At 63.3% G+C, this 14,948-nt stretch carries 18 protein-coding genes and 1 pseudogene; 9 read left to right on the top strand and 10 right to left on the bottom strand.

All coding sequences use genetic code 11. The features are described 5' to 3' along the window. Positions 1-22: 22 nt before the first annotated feature. Positions 23-718 carry a TMEM165/GDT1 family protein gene (locus tag C476_RS07400; protein ID WP_008011469.1) on the bottom strand — a complete coding sequence of 232 codons (696 nt, stop codon included), beginning with the start codon at positions 716-718 and terminating at the stop codon, positions 23-25. A 232-nt stretch (positions 719-950) separates the two neighbouring features. After that, positions 951-2,606, bottom strand: a complete 1,656-nt coding sequence (locus tag C476_RS07395) for a GTPBP1 family GTP-binding protein (RefSeq protein ID WP_008011468.1) — start codon at positions 2,604-2,606, stop codon at positions 951-953. Positions 2,607-2,748: 142 nt separating this feature from the next. Between C476_RS07395 and C476_RS18325 the strand changes: the two genes are divergently transcribed. After that, positions 2,749-2,925: a zinc finger HIT domain-containing protein gene (locus tag C476_RS18325; protein WP_008011467.1), complete on the top strand. Its 177-nt coding sequence runs from the start codon at positions 2,749-2,751 to the stop codon at positions 2,923-2,925. Positions 2,926-2,959: 34 nt separating this feature from the next. On the opposite strand, the gene pyrF is transcribed toward C476_RS18325, so the two are convergent. Further along, positions 2,960-3,760, bottom strand: a complete 801-nt coding sequence (pyrF, locus tag C476_RS07390) for an orotidine-5'-phosphate decarboxylase (protein ID WP_008011466.1) — start codon at positions 3,758-3,760, stop codon at positions 2,960-2,962. Between the two features lie 162 nt (positions 3,761-3,922). Between pyrF and C476_RS07385 the strand changes: the two genes are divergently transcribed. Next, positions 3,923-4,189, top strand: coding sequence for a hypothetical protein (locus tag C476_RS07385; RefSeq protein WP_049911650.1), 267 nt, complete (start codon positions 3,923-3,925; stop codon positions 4,187-4,189). 119 nt (positions 4,190-4,308) lie between these two features. Here C476_RS07385 and C476_RS07380 read toward each other — a convergent pair whose 3' ends face one another. Together C476_RS07380 and C476_RS17750 are read right to left on the bottom strand one after the other, a co-directional pair. Further along, positions 4,309-4,728 (bottom strand): VOC family protein, encoded by a 420-nt coding sequence (locus C476_RS07380; RefSeq protein ID WP_008011464.1) that lies wholly within the window; start codon positions 4,726-4,728, stop codon positions 4,309-4,311. A gap of 107 nt (positions 4,729-4,835) precedes the next feature. After that, positions 4,836-5,024 (bottom strand): annotated as a pseudogene (locus tag C476_RS17750) (AI-2E family transporter); the annotation flags it as partial. A gap of 176 nt (positions 5,025-5,200) precedes the next feature. Between C476_RS17750 and C476_RS07375 the strand changes: the two are divergent. From C476_RS07375 to C476_RS07360, 4 genes are all read left to right on the top strand, one after another. Next, a complete protein-coding gene (locus C476_RS07375) occupies positions 5,201-5,695 on the top strand; it encodes a cation:proton antiporter regulatory subunit (RefSeq protein ID WP_008011459.1) in 495 nt (164 codons plus the stop codon). Between the two features lie 34 nt (positions 5,696-5,729). Next, positions 5,730-7,058 (top strand): cation:proton antiporter, encoded by a 1,329-nt coding sequence (locus tag C476_RS07370; RefSeq protein WP_008011457.1) that lies wholly within the window; start codon positions 5,730-5,732, stop codon positions 7,056-7,058. A 140-nt stretch (positions 7,059-7,198) separates the two neighbouring features. Then, positions 7,199-7,858: an HAD family hydrolase gene (locus tag C476_RS07365; protein ID WP_008011455.1), complete on the top strand. Its 660-nt coding sequence runs from the start codon at positions 7,199-7,201 to the stop codon at positions 7,856-7,858. 126 nt (positions 7,859-7,984) lie between these two features. Next, positions 7,985-8,476, top strand: coding sequence for a hypothetical protein (locus tag C476_RS07360; RefSeq protein ID WP_008011452.1), 492 nt, complete (start codon positions 7,985-7,987; stop codon positions 8,474-8,476). 123 nt (positions 8,477-8,599) lie between these two features. Here C476_RS07360 and C476_RS07355 read toward each other — a convergent pair whose 3' ends face one another. The 3 genes from C476_RS07355 to C476_RS07345 all read right to left on the bottom strand — a co-directional run bounded on the left by C476_RS07355 (position 8,600) and on the right by C476_RS07345 (position 10,188). Continuing rightward, positions 8,600-8,977: a hypothetical protein gene (locus C476_RS07355; protein ID WP_008011451.1), complete on the bottom strand. Its 378-nt coding sequence runs from the start codon at positions 8,975-8,977 to the stop codon at positions 8,600-8,602. Between the two features lie 23 nt (positions 8,978-9,000). After that, the gene (locus C476_RS07350; RefSeq protein ID WP_008011449.1) at positions 9,001-9,459 is read right to left on the bottom strand and encodes a DUF2240 family protein; all 459 of its coding nucleotides are present in this window, start codon (positions 9,457-9,459) and stop codon (positions 9,001-9,003) included. An 84-nt stretch (positions 9,460-9,543) separates the two neighbouring features. Next, positions 9,544-10,188 carry a ribonuclease H family protein gene (locus C476_RS07345; protein ID WP_008011447.1) on the bottom strand — a complete coding sequence of 215 codons (645 nt, stop codon included), beginning with the start codon at positions 10,186-10,188 and terminating at the stop codon, positions 9,544-9,546. 358 nt (positions 10,189-10,546) lie between these two features. Here C476_RS07345 and C476_RS07340 point away from each other — a divergent pair, with 358 nt between their 5' ends. Next, the gene (locus tag C476_RS07340) at positions 10,547-10,912 is read left to right on the top strand and encodes a DUF7344 domain-containing protein (RefSeq protein WP_008011445.1); all 366 of its coding nucleotides are present in this window, start codon (positions 10,547-10,549) and stop codon (positions 10,910-10,912) included. Between the two features lie 156 nt (positions 10,913-11,068). Continuing rightward, entirely contained in the window at positions 11,069-11,977 is a 909-nt protein-coding gene (locus C476_RS07335) for a DMT family transporter (RefSeq protein ID WP_008011444.1), read from the top strand. 249 nt (positions 11,978-12,226) lie between these two features. On the opposite strand, the gene C476_RS07330 is transcribed toward C476_RS07335, so the two are convergent. Both C476_RS07330 and C476_RS07325 read right to left on the bottom strand, forming a co-directional pair. After that, complete coding sequence (locus C476_RS07330; RefSeq protein ID WP_008011442.1) at positions 12,227-12,502, bottom strand: hypothetical protein; 276 nt, start codon at positions 12,500-12,502, stop codon at positions 12,227-12,229. 177 nt (positions 12,503-12,679) lie between these two features. Continuing rightward, positions 12,680-13,396 (bottom strand): protein sorting system archaetidylserine decarboxylase, encoded by a 717-nt coding sequence (locus C476_RS07325; protein WP_008011440.1) that lies wholly within the window; start codon positions 13,394-13,396, stop codon positions 12,680-12,682. A 363-nt stretch (positions 13,397-13,759) separates the two neighbouring features. Between C476_RS07325 and C476_RS07320 the strand changes: the two genes are divergently transcribed. Continuing rightward, on the top strand, positions 13,760-14,947 hold the full coding sequence (locus C476_RS07320) for a polysaccharide deacetylase family protein (protein WP_008011438.1): 1,188 nt from the start codon (positions 13,760-13,762) through the stop codon (positions 14,945-14,947). Position 14,948: the final 1 nt, after the last annotated feature.

Raw genomic sequence — 14,948 nt, 5'->3', positions numbered from 1 at the left:
GTTTCGTTCTGCCGGGGGCGGGTTAGACGAGGCCGAGAATCACAGTCGCGATCCCGTCGACGATCGTCTCCCAGATCGAGAACCCAGTCAGGATCTGCAACACCGTATCGAGCCCGAAGAAGAGAAACAGCGCCGCGCCGGCGAAGTGGGCCAGCCGAGCATCGAAACGGTGTGAGAACCGGTGGAAGAAGTACGCGTTAATTGCACTCACAGGGATGATCGCGAGCATCTCGCCGGCCCAGATCGCGGGGTGGGCTCCGTACTTGACAGCGAGTCCGATCGTGACGAGTTGGGTCTTGTCACCGAACTCCCCGACGGCCATCAGCGCGAAGATCGGGACGAACCCGCGGAGATACGGCGGGATATCGTACCCGAAAAGCGAGATGTCCAGTACGTCGCCCATCACCGTCCCGCCGTTGGTCGCGACTGACTGAGCACTCGTCTCGGGTGCCGACCTGATGAGCAACACCGCAAAGAGCAGGAACAGCCCTGCCGTGATCGCATCGAGGTAGATCGGCGGCAGTGCGCCCCTGATCGCCGCACCGAAGAGGATCTCGAGGGCCGTCCACCCGGCGAAGGCGCTCCCCGCAGCGGCGACGACGATCCGTGGATCGTACTGTGTCGAGAGGCCAGCGATAATGAACTGCACCTTCTCGCCAGGCAGCACCGACAACTGGAGGACGAACGCGACGACGAGGATCTCGAGCCAGCCGGTCATAGCTCGAGCGCAGCGAGAGCGCGCAGTCGTTCATACTGTCGGCTGTCCCGGCCGATACCTGTTCGAGTGTATCGCTTATCGAACAGTGGTGATAACAGCCAGCCGACAGTAGTGGTGATGTCGCCAGCCATATCGTTATTTAGCCCCGTCTAATTTATACGGTTTACGGAGCAAATCCGGACGGGTAATCGACGCGGTCACGCGGGCCGCCGGTGACGGCCGCTCTTGGTAGTCACTCCATCGGGGAGACGTCGGTGACCGTCCCGACGCCCTTGCTGCGACCCTCGCGGAAGACGAACTTCTGACCCTCCTCGACGAGATACGGACGGAACTTGAACTCGACGGTGGTCGTGCCCGTATCGCCCGGCAGGAGGCGACCGTTCTCGGGGTGGAAGACAGCGGCTTCGCCGATCGTCTCGAGGTGGACCACCGGTTCGTAGCCCTCGCCGATGCGGGTGGGATGGTTGAGCACCATCACTTCGGCTTCGAACTCTCGGACCGGGTCAGGGTCGGCGTCCCGAGGCAACAGGACCATGCCGCGCTCGATGGCACTTTCTTTAATCCCTTTCAGCGCGATGCCGACGATCCGACCCGCCTGTGCCTGATCGACTCGGTGGTAGTGCATCTCGATCGAGCGGACCTCGACCTCCTGAAAGCGGCCATCGGGCATGGGACCGATCTGGAGTTCGTCACCGGCTTCGACCTCGCCGGCCATTATGGTGCCCGAAGCGACCGCACCGACGCCGGTCACCGAGTAGCTACGGTCGACGTACATCCGGAACTCGCCGGTATCCTGAGACGTCTTGGGCAGCCGGTCGAACAGTTCGTCGAGCGTCTCGAGGCCGTCCATCGTGATCGCGCTGGTCTCGACGATGGGGACGACGCGTTCGCTGATTTCCTCGACAGCGGCGTCGACGCCGTGGCGGCTGATCCGCAGCGGCGACTTATCGACATCGCGGAGGAGTCGTTCGACCTCGCGTTCGACCGCCGCGACGCGTTCGTCGTCGACGGCGTCGGTTTTCGTGATCGCGACGATCGTCGGGAGCTCGGTTGCGAGCAACACGCCGAGGTGTTCACGCGTCGTCCGCGTCGGGCCATCGTCGGCGGCGACGACCAGCAGACCGTAATCGAGTTTCTGGCCGACGAGCCCGCGAATCGTCGTTCGGAGCCACGGCTCGTGGCCGACAGTGTCGACAAAGGAGACGAGTCGATCGGCCTCCTGGACGACTTCGGCGCGATCTGCCTTGCGATTCGGGTTCCGCACCCGGACCGGCCCCTCGTCGTCAAAGCCGTAGACGGCGTAGGACAGATCGGCCGAGAGGCCACGCTCGACCTCGTGAGGCTGGACGTCGAGGAACGCACGGGTTGCGCCGTCACCATCGTCGGCTTTGCCCGTCACGAGCGAGCCCACGAGCGTGCTCTTCCCGTGGTCGACGTGGCCCGCCGTCCCGACGACGACGTGTTCGTCGTCCGTCTCGAGAACGCCACCCTCTCGTACCTGCGCGACACCGACCAGGCCACGCTCGGCCGTCTTCGACGTCCGATCTGCGTCGGACTCGAGCGAGTCCGAGACCCCATTGATCCCCCACGTCTGGACGTCTTCGATGTGTGCGTCGGCCTCTTCGGCAAGCAATGAGAGGACGTCCATCGTCTCGGAGAAGGTGTCAGGATCGATGCCGGCGAGGCCGCCGTCGTCGGTGACGCCGACCACGTAGGTCGCCTCACCGTCGCCGGATAGCAACCGATGTCGCAGTTGCGCGGCCAGACTCTCCCGTCGCCCACCCTCGAGGTGGACGTCTCGTGACAGTCGTTCCTTGAATTCGACGTTGCCACCGTCCTGTTCGCCACGGTCCAGGGCTCGCTCGAGGAGAGCCCGGTCACGGCTCATATCCCCTGGTAGTTGGCCACATGGCAAAAGGCTTCCCGTAGATTGGTACTATATGACACAGTGAGGCTACCGAACTGGGGATCGACGGTCGGTCGCCCGTTCCGGGCCCGGTTTCAAGCACCTCGAGTGCGTTTCTCGGAGTATGAGCGTCAGCGGCCTCTGTCAAATCTGCGAATCGCGTCCCGCTCAGCACCGGTGTCCCAACTGCGGGACGCTCGTCTGTGACATTCACTACGACGACGAGCTGGGGCTGTGTGCCGACTGTGCTGCACAAGCCCGGCCGGGACAGCGCGACGACGTGGATATCAACCGGTTTTGAGCGTCGTAAGGCCGACAGTAGCTATCTGGGTCTATTACTTTCGATACTGGTTGAGCCGCTTTTTGAGCCGCTTTGCGGCCTGACCGCTGGCACTGGCGAAGTCCTCACCGTCGTCTTCGCCTGCGAAAATAATCCCGCGCGAGGAGTTAACGAGTCCGACACCGTCTGCGAGCCCGTACTCGACGGCCGCCTCGGCGTCGCCGCCCTGTGCCCCGATGCCGGGCACGAGGAAGGGGAGGTCAGGAACCTGCTCGCGGAGGTCTTCGAGCTCGTCCGGCTTCGTCGCGCCGACGACCAGCCCGACGTTGTCGTTTTCGTTCCAGAGGTCGGCGAGCGCGGCGACGCGCTCATAGAGTGGTTCGCCCGTCTCGAGCGTGAGGTCTTGCAGGTCGGCTCCGCCGGGGTTCGACGTCCGACAGAGGATGAAAACGCCCGACTCCTCGTCGGCGAGAAACGGCTGCAGCGAGTCCCGACCCATGTAGGGGTTGACGGTGATCGCATCGACGGTCTCGAGCATCTGGGCGTACTGCCGGGTCGTGTTCCCGATATCGGCCCGCTTGGCGTCTAGCAGGACGGGGACGTCCTTGCCGTGGGCGTAGGCGATTGTCTCCTCGAGTGCGCGCCAGCCGTCGGGGTCCTCGTAGAAGGCCGCGTTGGGCTTGTAGACGGCGGCGTGTTCGTGAGTCGCATCGATGATACGTCGGTTAAACGCCCAGCGAGGGAGGTCGTACTCGTCAAGGTGGTCGGGAATGCGCGACGGGTCGGGATCGAGGCCGACAGAGACGACGCTGTCGACCGAACGGATGCGGTCGTGCAAGTGGTCGAAGAAGTTCATGCCGGAACTGGCTTCGGGATGGTCGAAAAGGTTGCTATCCACGGCCCGGTCGATCGAGCCGCACCGACGGCTGCCGCGAGGCAGAGGATGCTGCGTCCGCCTATTCAGCATCCAAACATGTTTGGCAGTGCCTATTTCATTCTTCTTCTGGTCGACGACTGTATGGGACTCCGACGGAACGCGACGGCGGCCTCACGTTGTCTTCGCGACCGGCTCCGGGCGGCGCTGCTGTACGACCGAGACGCGACGGGAACTGAGACGACTCGAGACGACGGCGAAACGGGACACGCTGTCCCGAAGTCGGTCGGGAACCTCTTTCACTGCTCGCGGTGTCGGATCGTCTACATCGCCGCCGAGAAACGCAGCTGTTCGCAGTGTGACGGCGATGTCGAAGAAGTGCGGTCGACGTTGGCCTGTCGAGGACCGTAACGCCGCCGACTCGGTCAGACCACGTGTTCTCGCTCGGGTCATACGGTCTGCTGTAACTGTGTACCGGTGTACCCGCAGGACGATCGCGGTCCCACCGGCAATGATTTACAGGAGCCGTATCAGGCCTCGAGAACCTCGATCAGGTTCCCCTCTGGATCGCGCAGAAACATGAGCGTGGTGCCGCTTTCGGTGGTCTGTGGCCCGCTGATCGTCGGCACGTCGTCGGGAAGTGACGCGGCGAACGACTCGAGGTCGTCGACCGAGAGGCCAATGTGTGTCGCGCCTGATTGGTTGAGCTCCGACGCCGATACGTCCGCCCCTTCGGGGTCGTATTCGACGAGTTCGATCCGAACGCCGTCGGCCTCGAGGTGGGCGAAGTCGGCGCTTGCACCCTCAACTCCGACAGCGTCGGAAAACGCCTCGCCGCCGACGCTGAACCGATTTGCAACCGGGAGGTCGAGTACATCCCGGTAGAACGCGAGCGTCTCCTCGAGATCGGTGACGGTGATACCGACGTGGTGTGCGCTGAGTTCGGTCATCCGTCGTGGATCGACACTGCACCGACGAAAAACGTTCGTCTGCGCGATGTCGGTATGTGCTCACCGTGGCTCGAGCGACAACGAGGCCGATCGTGGACGGGGCGCGATTAGCTCACGAGTAGGTCGTCCACGAGGTCGGAGAAGATTTTGTCGGCGAAGTGAACCGCGAGGACGACGACGATCGGGCCGAGAAACAGGCCGTACCAGCCGAACGAGAGCGTCCCGAGAAAGTAGCCCAGAAGAACCAGCCCCATGTGGACGCCACTTCGTGCGGACAGAAATGACCGGGCGAAGAAGTAGACCGGCACGATCTTCGCGCACGCGAAGATCGGCCTCGATAAGCTCACGACCGACTTCGTATTGACTTCTGTCCGGCAGTATGAGTAATGGCGGTGCCAATCCGGTTTCCGGCCACGAGTGCCCCAGTCACTGGGTCATGCCATTTATGGCCACACGCTCCGCTCTTTATGGTATGACCATCTACGAGAGCGACCTCCCCGGCGTCGGGAAGAAATTCGAGGTCGAACTCGAGGACGACTCCCGACTCGTCATCGTGACTCACAACACGGGGAAACGAGAGGTATACCTGAAACCGGACGCGGACGCCGACGGTGACAAACTGTTCGAAGTCTCGGATCGGCTCGCCCGGAAGATCGGCACGATCCTGGAGGGGGCGTACTTCCAGCCGGTTCAGGCCGAGGCAGTCGAGACGATGCTGTCCGATGAGACCTACCTCGAGTGGTACACCGTCACGGTGTCGGCTGAAATAGCCGGTCAGAGCCTCGCCGAAGCGGACATCCGTGATCGAACGGGTGTCTCGATCGTCGCCATCCAGCGTGGCGATGAGCTGATCTCACCGCCGACGCCGGAGACGGTCCTCGAGATCGACGACACGGTAGTCGTCATCGGCGACCGCGAGGACTGTACCCGGTTCGAAGAGTTGCTCGGCGACGAGCTCGAGGAGTGATCGAAACCGATGTGTTCGTCGGAGGTGACCGCTAGTGGCAACTGAGACCGCACTCGTCGACGTGGGTGTGCTCTTTGCCGCGGTCGCACTCGCCGGCGTCGTCGCGAATCGAATCAATCAGTCCGTCATCCCGCTGTACATCGTCACCGGGGCAGTGCTGGGATCGAACGTCCTCGGCAAACTCCCCGACCTCGCTGGCAGCGAGGTCGCTGTCGGCGGCGTCTCGCTCGTCATCCCCGAGGTGACGGTTGCTGGCGTCGACCTCCTGGCAGCACTCGGCGAGGTCGCACTCAGCGATACCGACTTCGTCGTCGTCGGCGCGGAAATCGGGATCGTCCTCCTGTTGTTCTTCCTGGGACTGGAGTTCAATCTGGATCGGCTACTCGCGAGCAAGAACCGGATCGGCAAGGCGGGGACGATAGACCTCGCTCTCAACTTCGGGATCGGACTGCTGTTCGGCTACCTCGTCTTCGGCACCATCCTCGCTGCCGTGCTGACCGCCGGCGTCGTCTACATCTCCTCGAGCGCGATCATCACGAAGTCGCTCATTGATCTGGGCTGGATCGCCAACGCCGAGTCGGAACCAATGCTGGGGACGCTGGTCTACGAGGACCTGTTTATCGCCGTCTACCTAGCGATTGTCTCCGCGCTCGTCCTCGGCAGCGGCGATCTCGGGGCAGCCGCGGGCCAGATCGCGATCGCGATTGGCGTTATCCTCGCACTGCTCGCGCTGGTCACGTACGGGACCGACTTCTTCCAGCGCTTTCTCGATGCTGACACCAACGAGTTCGTCGTCGTCCGGGCACTTGGCGTGACGATCCTCGTCGCCGGCATCGCGCTTGCGCTGGGCGTCAGCGAGGCCGTCGCTGCCTTCTTCGTCGGCATGGCCTTCTCCGGAACCGATCACGTCCACGACTTAGAGCAACTGCTCGAGCCGCTTCGAGACGCCTTCGCGGCGATCTTTTTCTTCTGGATCGGACTCGTCACTGATCCGGGGCTGTTTACGCTCTCGGTCGTCGCGATCATCGTCGCCGCCGTGATCGTGACGACGCCGACGAAGCTCGTCAGCGGCTACCTCGGCGGGCGGATCTACGAGCTCGACGATCGCCGGTCGCTGCGCGTCGGGCTCGGCATGGCCACGCGTGGCGAGTTCTCGTTGATCATCGCGAGTCTCGCGCTCACCGGTGCCGGCAGCGGGCTACCAACCGAGACGGCGGAGACGATCTATGCCGTCGCCGTCGGCTACGTCCTCGTCATGAGCGTCCTCGGGACGTCGCTTATGCAGCACTCGAGCCGACTCGAACCCGTCTTTGTCTCCGCACTCGAGCGGGGACGTGGCGACACTGGTCGGGCAAACGATTGATACGGACTACTGTCAGTCAGTGTCGGTGGGACCGCGACCCGTCATGCGGGCCCACCGGGACATCGGGACAGCAGACCGTATGACTGACGCCGAACCCCAAAACGGAAAGCTTCAACCGGCTCGAGCCCCCTCACACGGCTATGCCACAGGCGGTCGTCTTCGATCTCGATTACACGCTCGCCGTTCCCCAGCGGGATCGGGCGACCATTCTCGAAGAGGCCACAGCCACCACGGGTGCGCCATCGCTGTCGCGCGAGGCGTATCTCGCAGCCCACCGGCGAAACCTCACGACCGAGACGCGCGAACCCATTTTCGCCGACCTGCTCGAGAACACCGACAGTGACGCCGACCCGGCCGCCGTCGCGACAGCATATCGCGAGACGATCGCCGACGCCCTCGAGCCCCTCCCCGGCGTCGAAACCATGCTCGCGGACTTACGCGGCGAGTATCTGGTCGGCCTGCTCACGAACGGCCCCGTTCGCGCCCAGCGAGACAAACTCGAGACGCTGGGCTGGGAAGAGGTCTTCGACGCCGCCGTCGTCACCGGCGAACTCGAGGCCGGAAAACCCGATCCCCGTGCGTTCGAGGCGATCACTGACGAACTGCGTGTCGCGCCCGCCGAAGCGGTCTATGTCGGCGACGAGGTCGACGCCGACGTTGGAGGTGCGACCGACGCCGGGCTGGCCGCGATACAGGTGGTACTCGAAGACGGCCCTGACCCTGATCCCCGCGCCGTCGCACACGTCGAGCAGGCGCAAGTCGCGACTGCGGTTCCGGAACTTGTTGCAGACCTCGAATGAGACGCAGTCGTCCGATCGGGCTCGAGGCTGACTCCACGTTTCGGTCGGCGACTCGAGCGTGCCGGCGAGCGTAGTGACGGAACGATATGATTTTTAATAGCTGTTTTGAAATGAACTACCCAACCAATGTTGCGCCCTCGAGTATCCCTTACTATCCTCATCGTCCTCTCAACCATCCTCGTTGGATGGACTGTTCTCTCGCCCGACGAACCACCGACGCTAACGGTCGAAAATCAAGACGAAACACGGTATCAACTCACGGTCTTCACAGTCCCGAACGCTGACTCCCCGACCGACGTAACCTTCCGAGCAACAACAGAGGCTGGTGACCGCAGATACGTCGGACTTGCTGACTTACAGAGCGGTGCCGTGTATTATAACGTAACACTGGCAGAAAAGGAGGTCCGAAGTCGCCAGCTTACAGTTCGCCCGACCGGTGACACGACGACCACGATTGAAGCGTGGAAACCGGGTAATACGTGGGGATACGTCGTTGAAGCGGGCGACAATGAATCGATCATCGGCAGTGACGTCATCACCTGCGAACGCGAAGGGCAGCGAGCGCAGGTGACGATCGTGGATGGGTTCCAAGAACAGTGGACAACGCACTGTTCCTGAGAGCGTTTGTGAACAGTATGTAATGGCGGAAACCCGTACTGACCGATTCGATGAAATTTATGACACGGTAATACGCACACCGCTACGTTCTGCTGGGCGGCCCGATTCTACCCGCCAGCGTTCTCAGAGCGATCGGCTCACAGCCTGAACCACGTCCGTCGCTCGCTTGACTTCCGCGCCGCTCTCGACGAAAACGAGCGTTCGCGGGGGCGTCGTTGCTTTCGGCCGAACTCGGAGGTCAGCGTCCGACGCGGCATCGGCTGCGACATCTTGGCCCGTTTCGAACTCGAGGTGTGCCCGGTCCTCGTGAATAAAGACGCGGGCGATTCGCTCGTCGGTGCAGGTGACATCGTAGGCACGCGCGCCCTCTGCCGTCGGTTCGACGTCGCGGTCGGCGTTGGTCACGGCAACAGCGGCGAGATCGCCGTCCTCGCGGCCGTCGAGTTCGCTCGAGAGTAGTTCGGCGATCCGTCTCCCATCGGTGATCCGATCCTCGACCATATGCGTGGCTCAGGCCGTCGGGACTAACTGTCTTCGGTGTCGCGGACGGCTGCGCGGGCGATCGGGACGAGGTCGTCGACCGCGAAGCCTTCGCGGCGGGCGTAGACGACCGCGGCGGCCTCGATCGTCAGGCCGAGTTCCCCCTGAAGCGTGTTGATCTCGCCGACGGCCTCGTGTTTTTCCATCCCCTCGGCGACCAGCGAATCGAGGACGCGTTCGAACGCCGACCGCTCCCGCAGAAGGTCCTCATCGGGCGTGAACTCCTCGGGCACCGTCACCTCGGCGGGATCGAAGGTCACTGCGAGGCCGTCGTCGGTTCGCTCGAGCAGCCCCTCTTTCGTGGCGACATCGACCAGTCGCTTCGACTGGTCGGGAGAGAACCAGTCGCGGTCGAGCGAGAGAGCGACGACGAACTCGTTTTCCTTGAGGCGACGCGTGCCGTGCTGGATGAACGGGGCGGCGACCGCGACGCGGAGACTCATCGGCGAGGACTTGCTCGAGCGGTGAGAAAACGATGACGGTTCGGGCCGGCCTTCGTCGCCGGTTACACGGTTTCCGTCTCGGGCTTAGTCCGAGGCACGACCGCCGCCGGTGCCGTTGCGGTCGGCGCGAGACGGCGGTGGGAACTCGGTGGAAGCAGTCGGTTCCGGCGTCTCGGGGAGGACACATCGTTCGGGTTTCCGATTGACGTGTCGGTACTGCTCGGGCGCGTTCGCGAGCGGATGGGCGGGGTTTTGATCGCTGTCGATGCGAGCGGCCCGGACCTCGTCGAATCCGCAGAGGCGGGCCTGAATGCCTCGCCAGTGATACCGGGTCGCGGCCGGGACGGAGATCGGGCGGGGTGATTTTCCGTCGGGGTGTTGGGTTGCAAGGATGGCGTTGTTGACGTTGCTGGCGAGCGCGTCGTGGTCGATGAGGACGCCGACAGCGGCGTCTCGTGGTGCTCGCGCGGCGAGGACGTCGAGCCCGAGATGCAGCGCCCGATATTCGGCGACGTTGTTGTCCGGCGGCGTGTCCGTCGTCGCGACGCGTGCGACGCGGGTGCCGTCGCGCGTTTCGATAACAGCGCCCAGTCCGCCGCCCGACTCCCGGAAGGACCCGTCGGTAGCGACGTAGAAATCACGATGGTGGGTCCGAGGGGGATGGGCAATGTGAGGCGTGGGCGACTCGTCGAACAGGTCCCGCAGTGCGGACCGGCCGTGAGCGGCCATACAACCGAGTATGTCGGTCCACTACTTAGGTATGTCGTCTGAGATAACATATGACACAGTACGTCTCGGGAGATCCATAGTCGACTCCGGAACGGGCAGTCGTCCCACCCAAACCGGCTCGAATACCGATTGCAGAGCCATCGTAGAATCAATCTGCAGTGATTGTCAGTGACTCCGATCGGTTGTGACACTCCCGACGTGAACAGTCGTCTGCGCTAACTAGAGTGGTGAGATTGGCAGTAGTAGGCAGTGAACCGGCCGCATTCGACAGGTCTCGAATTCGGTTGCGATCGGCGATCGGGTGGGACCCAATCTGTGTTGGCAGTAGGTGTAATACCACTCGGTGCATGGTCGGTGTATGAGCCCGACGAACGCCAGTCGGATGGAAGCGGCCTGCACCCTGCTTGCCGAATCCGAGCGGCGGTTTCTCCTCTATGAGTTAGCGGACAACCGGACCGCCAACCTCGAGGACCTCGTCGACCAGATCGCAGCCTGGGAACTGGACATCAACGCCCACACACTCGACAAAGAAACCCGACAGCGCGTCTACGTCAGCCTCGTCCACAACCACCTGCCGCGGCTCGCGGATTACGATATCATCGAGTACGACCTCCGCAGCGGCGACATCGTCCTGGCAGAGGGGTTCGACGATATCAAACCCTTACTCGAGCAGTTCCGGGCGACGGAGGACAAGCCCGAACTCCGGGGACGACCGCCGCTCTGAGCGGCAAGACACGGTTTGCCGCCGCCGAAAGGTCAGTGACTGGCCGTCGTGGCACGCTCTACCGCACGCTGGCGGACAGTCGCATGCTCGAGTCGCGAGTCAGGTCCGGATAGTCCGAATCGAAATGCAAAGGGTGGCTCACCCGAGAGAGCCGCTGTGAACCAGTATCGGAATCTCGGGCTGTTCGTGACGCTCGCGACGCTGTGGGGCGGTGCGTTCGTCGCGATCAGTGCAGGGCTTTCGTATTTTCCGCCGCTTCTGTTCGCGGCGTTTCGCTACGATATCGCTGGTGTCGTAATGCTTGGCTATGCAGCGGTGGCCGTCGAACCGTGGCGGCCTCGTGACCAAGCCGAGTGGGGACAAGTCGCCGTCGGTGCCGTCCTGTTGATCGCGGCCTATCACGCGTTCCTGTTCGTCGGCCAGCAGCGCACGCCGGCAGCCACCGCGGCCATTCTGGTGAGTCTCTCACCGGTCTTGAGTACTGGCTTCGCGCGGCTACTCGTTCCAACCGACGCTCTCTCGCCGGCCGGCGTGGTCGGTGTCCTCGTCGGACTCGCCGGCGTCGCGGTGATCGTCCAGCCGGACCCGTCGAATCTGCTCGCAGCCGACGCCGTGTCGAAAGGGCTCGTCTTCTGTGCGGCCGCAGCGTTCGCACTCGGCAGCGTCCTCACCCGCCGTCTCGAGACCGCACTGCCGATCGAGACGATGGAGGCCTGGTCGATGGTCGGGGGCGCAGTCGTTCTCCATCTCGTGAGCTTGGCGATCGGCGAACCGCTCGAGCCGGCCACATGGATCCACCCGGAGGCGATCGGCGCGCTCGCAGCCCTCGCACTCGGTGCGAGCGCGGTCGGCTTTCTCATCTATTTCGACCTGCTCGAGCGATTGGGCGCTGTCGAGATCAATATGGTCTCGTACGTGGCTCCGATCGTGACCGCCATCGTCGGCTGGCTCTATCTCGACGAAGCCATCGAGACCGTGACGCTGGTCGGCTTCGGGCTCATTGCGGTCGGCTTCGTCCTCGTCAAACGACGGGCGATCCGGCGGGAACTCCCCTGGCGGCTGTAACCAACGTCACGAGTTCGATAGGAGGCCGACGGAGCTACCCAGCGAGTTGGCTGACCGTCTCGGCACCGTCCGGTTATGAGACTCGAGCAAGCTGGCAACCGCTGATACTGCCGGACAGAACGCGTGACGCCGTCGCATGCGTGCGGCCGTCACCTGTGGGGGCGGCCGCGAAGTCGCGACCGGCTTCGGATTGACTGCTGTCCAGTAGTACGAGAAGACACCTGCTGTCCGAATCGATACGAGGCGGGCCTACTGGTGATGGGGATGGCCGACGTACAACGCGAGGAGGTTTCCGACGAGCAGACAGACGAACAGGATACCGTCGAACGAAGACGATAGCCCGGTCGCAAGCAGCGGCAAATAGAGAAACGGCATGGCGATGGCTGTCCAGAACCCCATCGCACGGATCGAGGTGACAAGCCCCGGTGTCGATCGCTTGCGGACGCCATGGGCGTCGTCACGGGATTCGGTCGTCGAACTCGAGCCAGCGGATCCTTGGTCGGAGATCGAAGGTGGACTGGCCATCGGTATCAGTGGATGGCGTTTTGTTCGTCCGTCAGCAGCAAATACGACGCGACCGTTTCGATCGGTTACGGCGGATTCAGCGGAATCAGCCGCACTGAACGAGTCGTTTATCCGCTGAAACGGTTGACTCGGCCAGAGCAGTGGGGGTGGGCGAGAACGGATGATCGAGCGGGAAGGTTACGGTTCGTGGCCGGATCGATCAGTCGTCGGATGGGACGACGCCTCGAGCACGACGGTTTCCCCGGCGGTCATCGAGTCCCCGATGTCGACGGCGATGTCCTCGCGGTCGACCGTCGGCGGAAAGAGCAGATCGACGCGGCTGCCGAAGGCGATGTGGCCGATGCGGTCGCCACGCGCAACGTCGTCACCGGGGTCGGCGTAGGGATGGATGCGGCGGGCGAACGCGCCGGCGATCAGTGTGACCGCGGCATCGTGGCCCGGTCCGTCGGCTGCCGCGGTCGTAGTGTCGTCTCCGGTCGTCGCTGTCTCGTCAGGTTCCGAGGGGAGGTTCGAGGAGTCCGACGCCAGACGGACGTGGACGCGTTCGTTCCGATCGGATTCTTTCGAGAACGCGGGCCGGTTCGCGCCGGGAACGTGTTCGACGTCGGTGACGTGGCCCGCGAACGGCGCGCGAACGACGTGGACGTGCCAGACGTTCATGAAGACACCCAGTCGGACCCGATCGCCTTCTTCGCGGAGGACAGAGACGGTCCCGTCAGCCGGCGAAACGACACCGGTCGGCGGCGGCGTGCGCTCCGGATCACGAAAGAACGCGAGGGTCCCCGCGCCAAGCGCGAACACGACGAGGCCGACGGTGGCGCTATAGAGGAGCGCAAACGGCGCAGCAAGCAGGGGCACGATGGCGTACTTCCAGGCCCCCGGCGCGAATTTCATAGCAGGGGCAACGAGAGCAACCCGTATGGCCGTTACGGATCGGCAACTCGAGCCGGCAGGCGCTCGAGTGCTCACACCGCCGTTCACGGGACACAGCAATCCCGACCTACAGGTCTGTACGGCGAGGGTTACGAGACGCAGGCACGTTGCCTGCAGTCAGTCTAAACTCGAGACTCGATACGGCGGCCCTGTAACCCGTGTATTCGAGGACTATGTGGAACAGCGGCGACCGATCATGGAAGTCGATGCGTTCTCGGCGTGCATGCGATGTGAGCCGGGTTTTCCCGACGCTATGATATATAGCGTGCTGTTGACAACCGAGAATAACAATATACCGCACCGTGGCGCAAGCGGTCGCCAGCAATGAAACGACGAACATATCTCAGCGCCGCTCTCGTCGCCGCCCTCGCCGGCTGTTCGACGTCCGAAGAATCGGACGACAGCCCCGACTCTGATCAGCCAACGGCCCGGCTGTTCGACGACTTCGAAAACGTGGACGCGTGGGACGTGCCACTTGGTACGCTCACGGCCGATCAAGAGCGTGCGTACACCGGCTCGCAGTCCGCACGGCTCGAGTCAGGGTCTGACAACCAGTTCCGGATCGTCCGAGAACTGGACGAACCACGGGATTTCACGGGCGTGCGGCCGACCATGGCGATGGCCACGGAACACGAGGCCGACATGGTCATCCAGTTGCTCGACGAGGACGAGAATCGGATGGTCTTCAGGCAGCGAATGCACAGCGACACGCCGCTCGTCCACAATAATTTCGGCGTCGACACCGTCGACGGCGAGCCCGATCTGAGCGCGATTACCCAGGTCCAGATCATCCGCTGGACTGCCGACGACGACAAGGGATCGGTCTGGGTCGACGACCTCCGGTTTGCCCCCACACCGGATGTCGGCAAAGTCATGCTCCATTTCGATGGCGGCCATGAGTCCACCTACACGCGAGCGTTTCCGATCCTCGACGAGTACGACTATCCGGGGGTGGCGTTTATCGTCCCAAGTCGGGTTCGCGAGGACGAAAGCGCGACGGGCGAACATCTCCGTACTGACCAGCTCGCGGAGCTGTCCGACGCCGGCTGGACGATCGGGAGCCATTCGATGCACGGCCAGAATCTCACCACCCTCTCGGGACGCGACCCGGCAACGGAGGTCAGCGACGCGAAAGCGTGGCTCGAGGACAACGGCTACGAGGACGGTGCACGCTACTTCTCCTATCCAGTCGGTCAGTACAACGGGGCGGTCCTCGAGGCCGTCTCGGAACACCACAGCCTCGCGTTCGCCGGGCGCTACCCATCGCAAGGTGCCGCGATGAATCCACAGCTGTGCTCGCGGATGACCGGTCTCAGTGCCGAGGAGGCGCGGACGGCGCTCGATCTCACCGCCCAGCTAGGCGGCATCACGTCGCTCACCTTCACCCGTCTCGACGGGAGTTCCCAGTCGGTGCTCCGTGAGACGGTCAGCCACTTAAACGAGTTAGAGTCCGCTGGCGAGCTCGAGGTGATCACGCCCGCGGAGATGGAAGACTCGTTTGTCATCCAATGAG

This window comes from Natrinema limicola JCM 13563, from assembly GCF_000337475.1.
Classification (GTDB): domain Archaea; phylum Halobacteriota; class Halobacteria; order Halobacteriales; family Natrialbaceae; genus Natrinema; species Natrinema limicola.
This window is presented reverse-complemented; position numbering and strand designations above follow the sequence as displayed.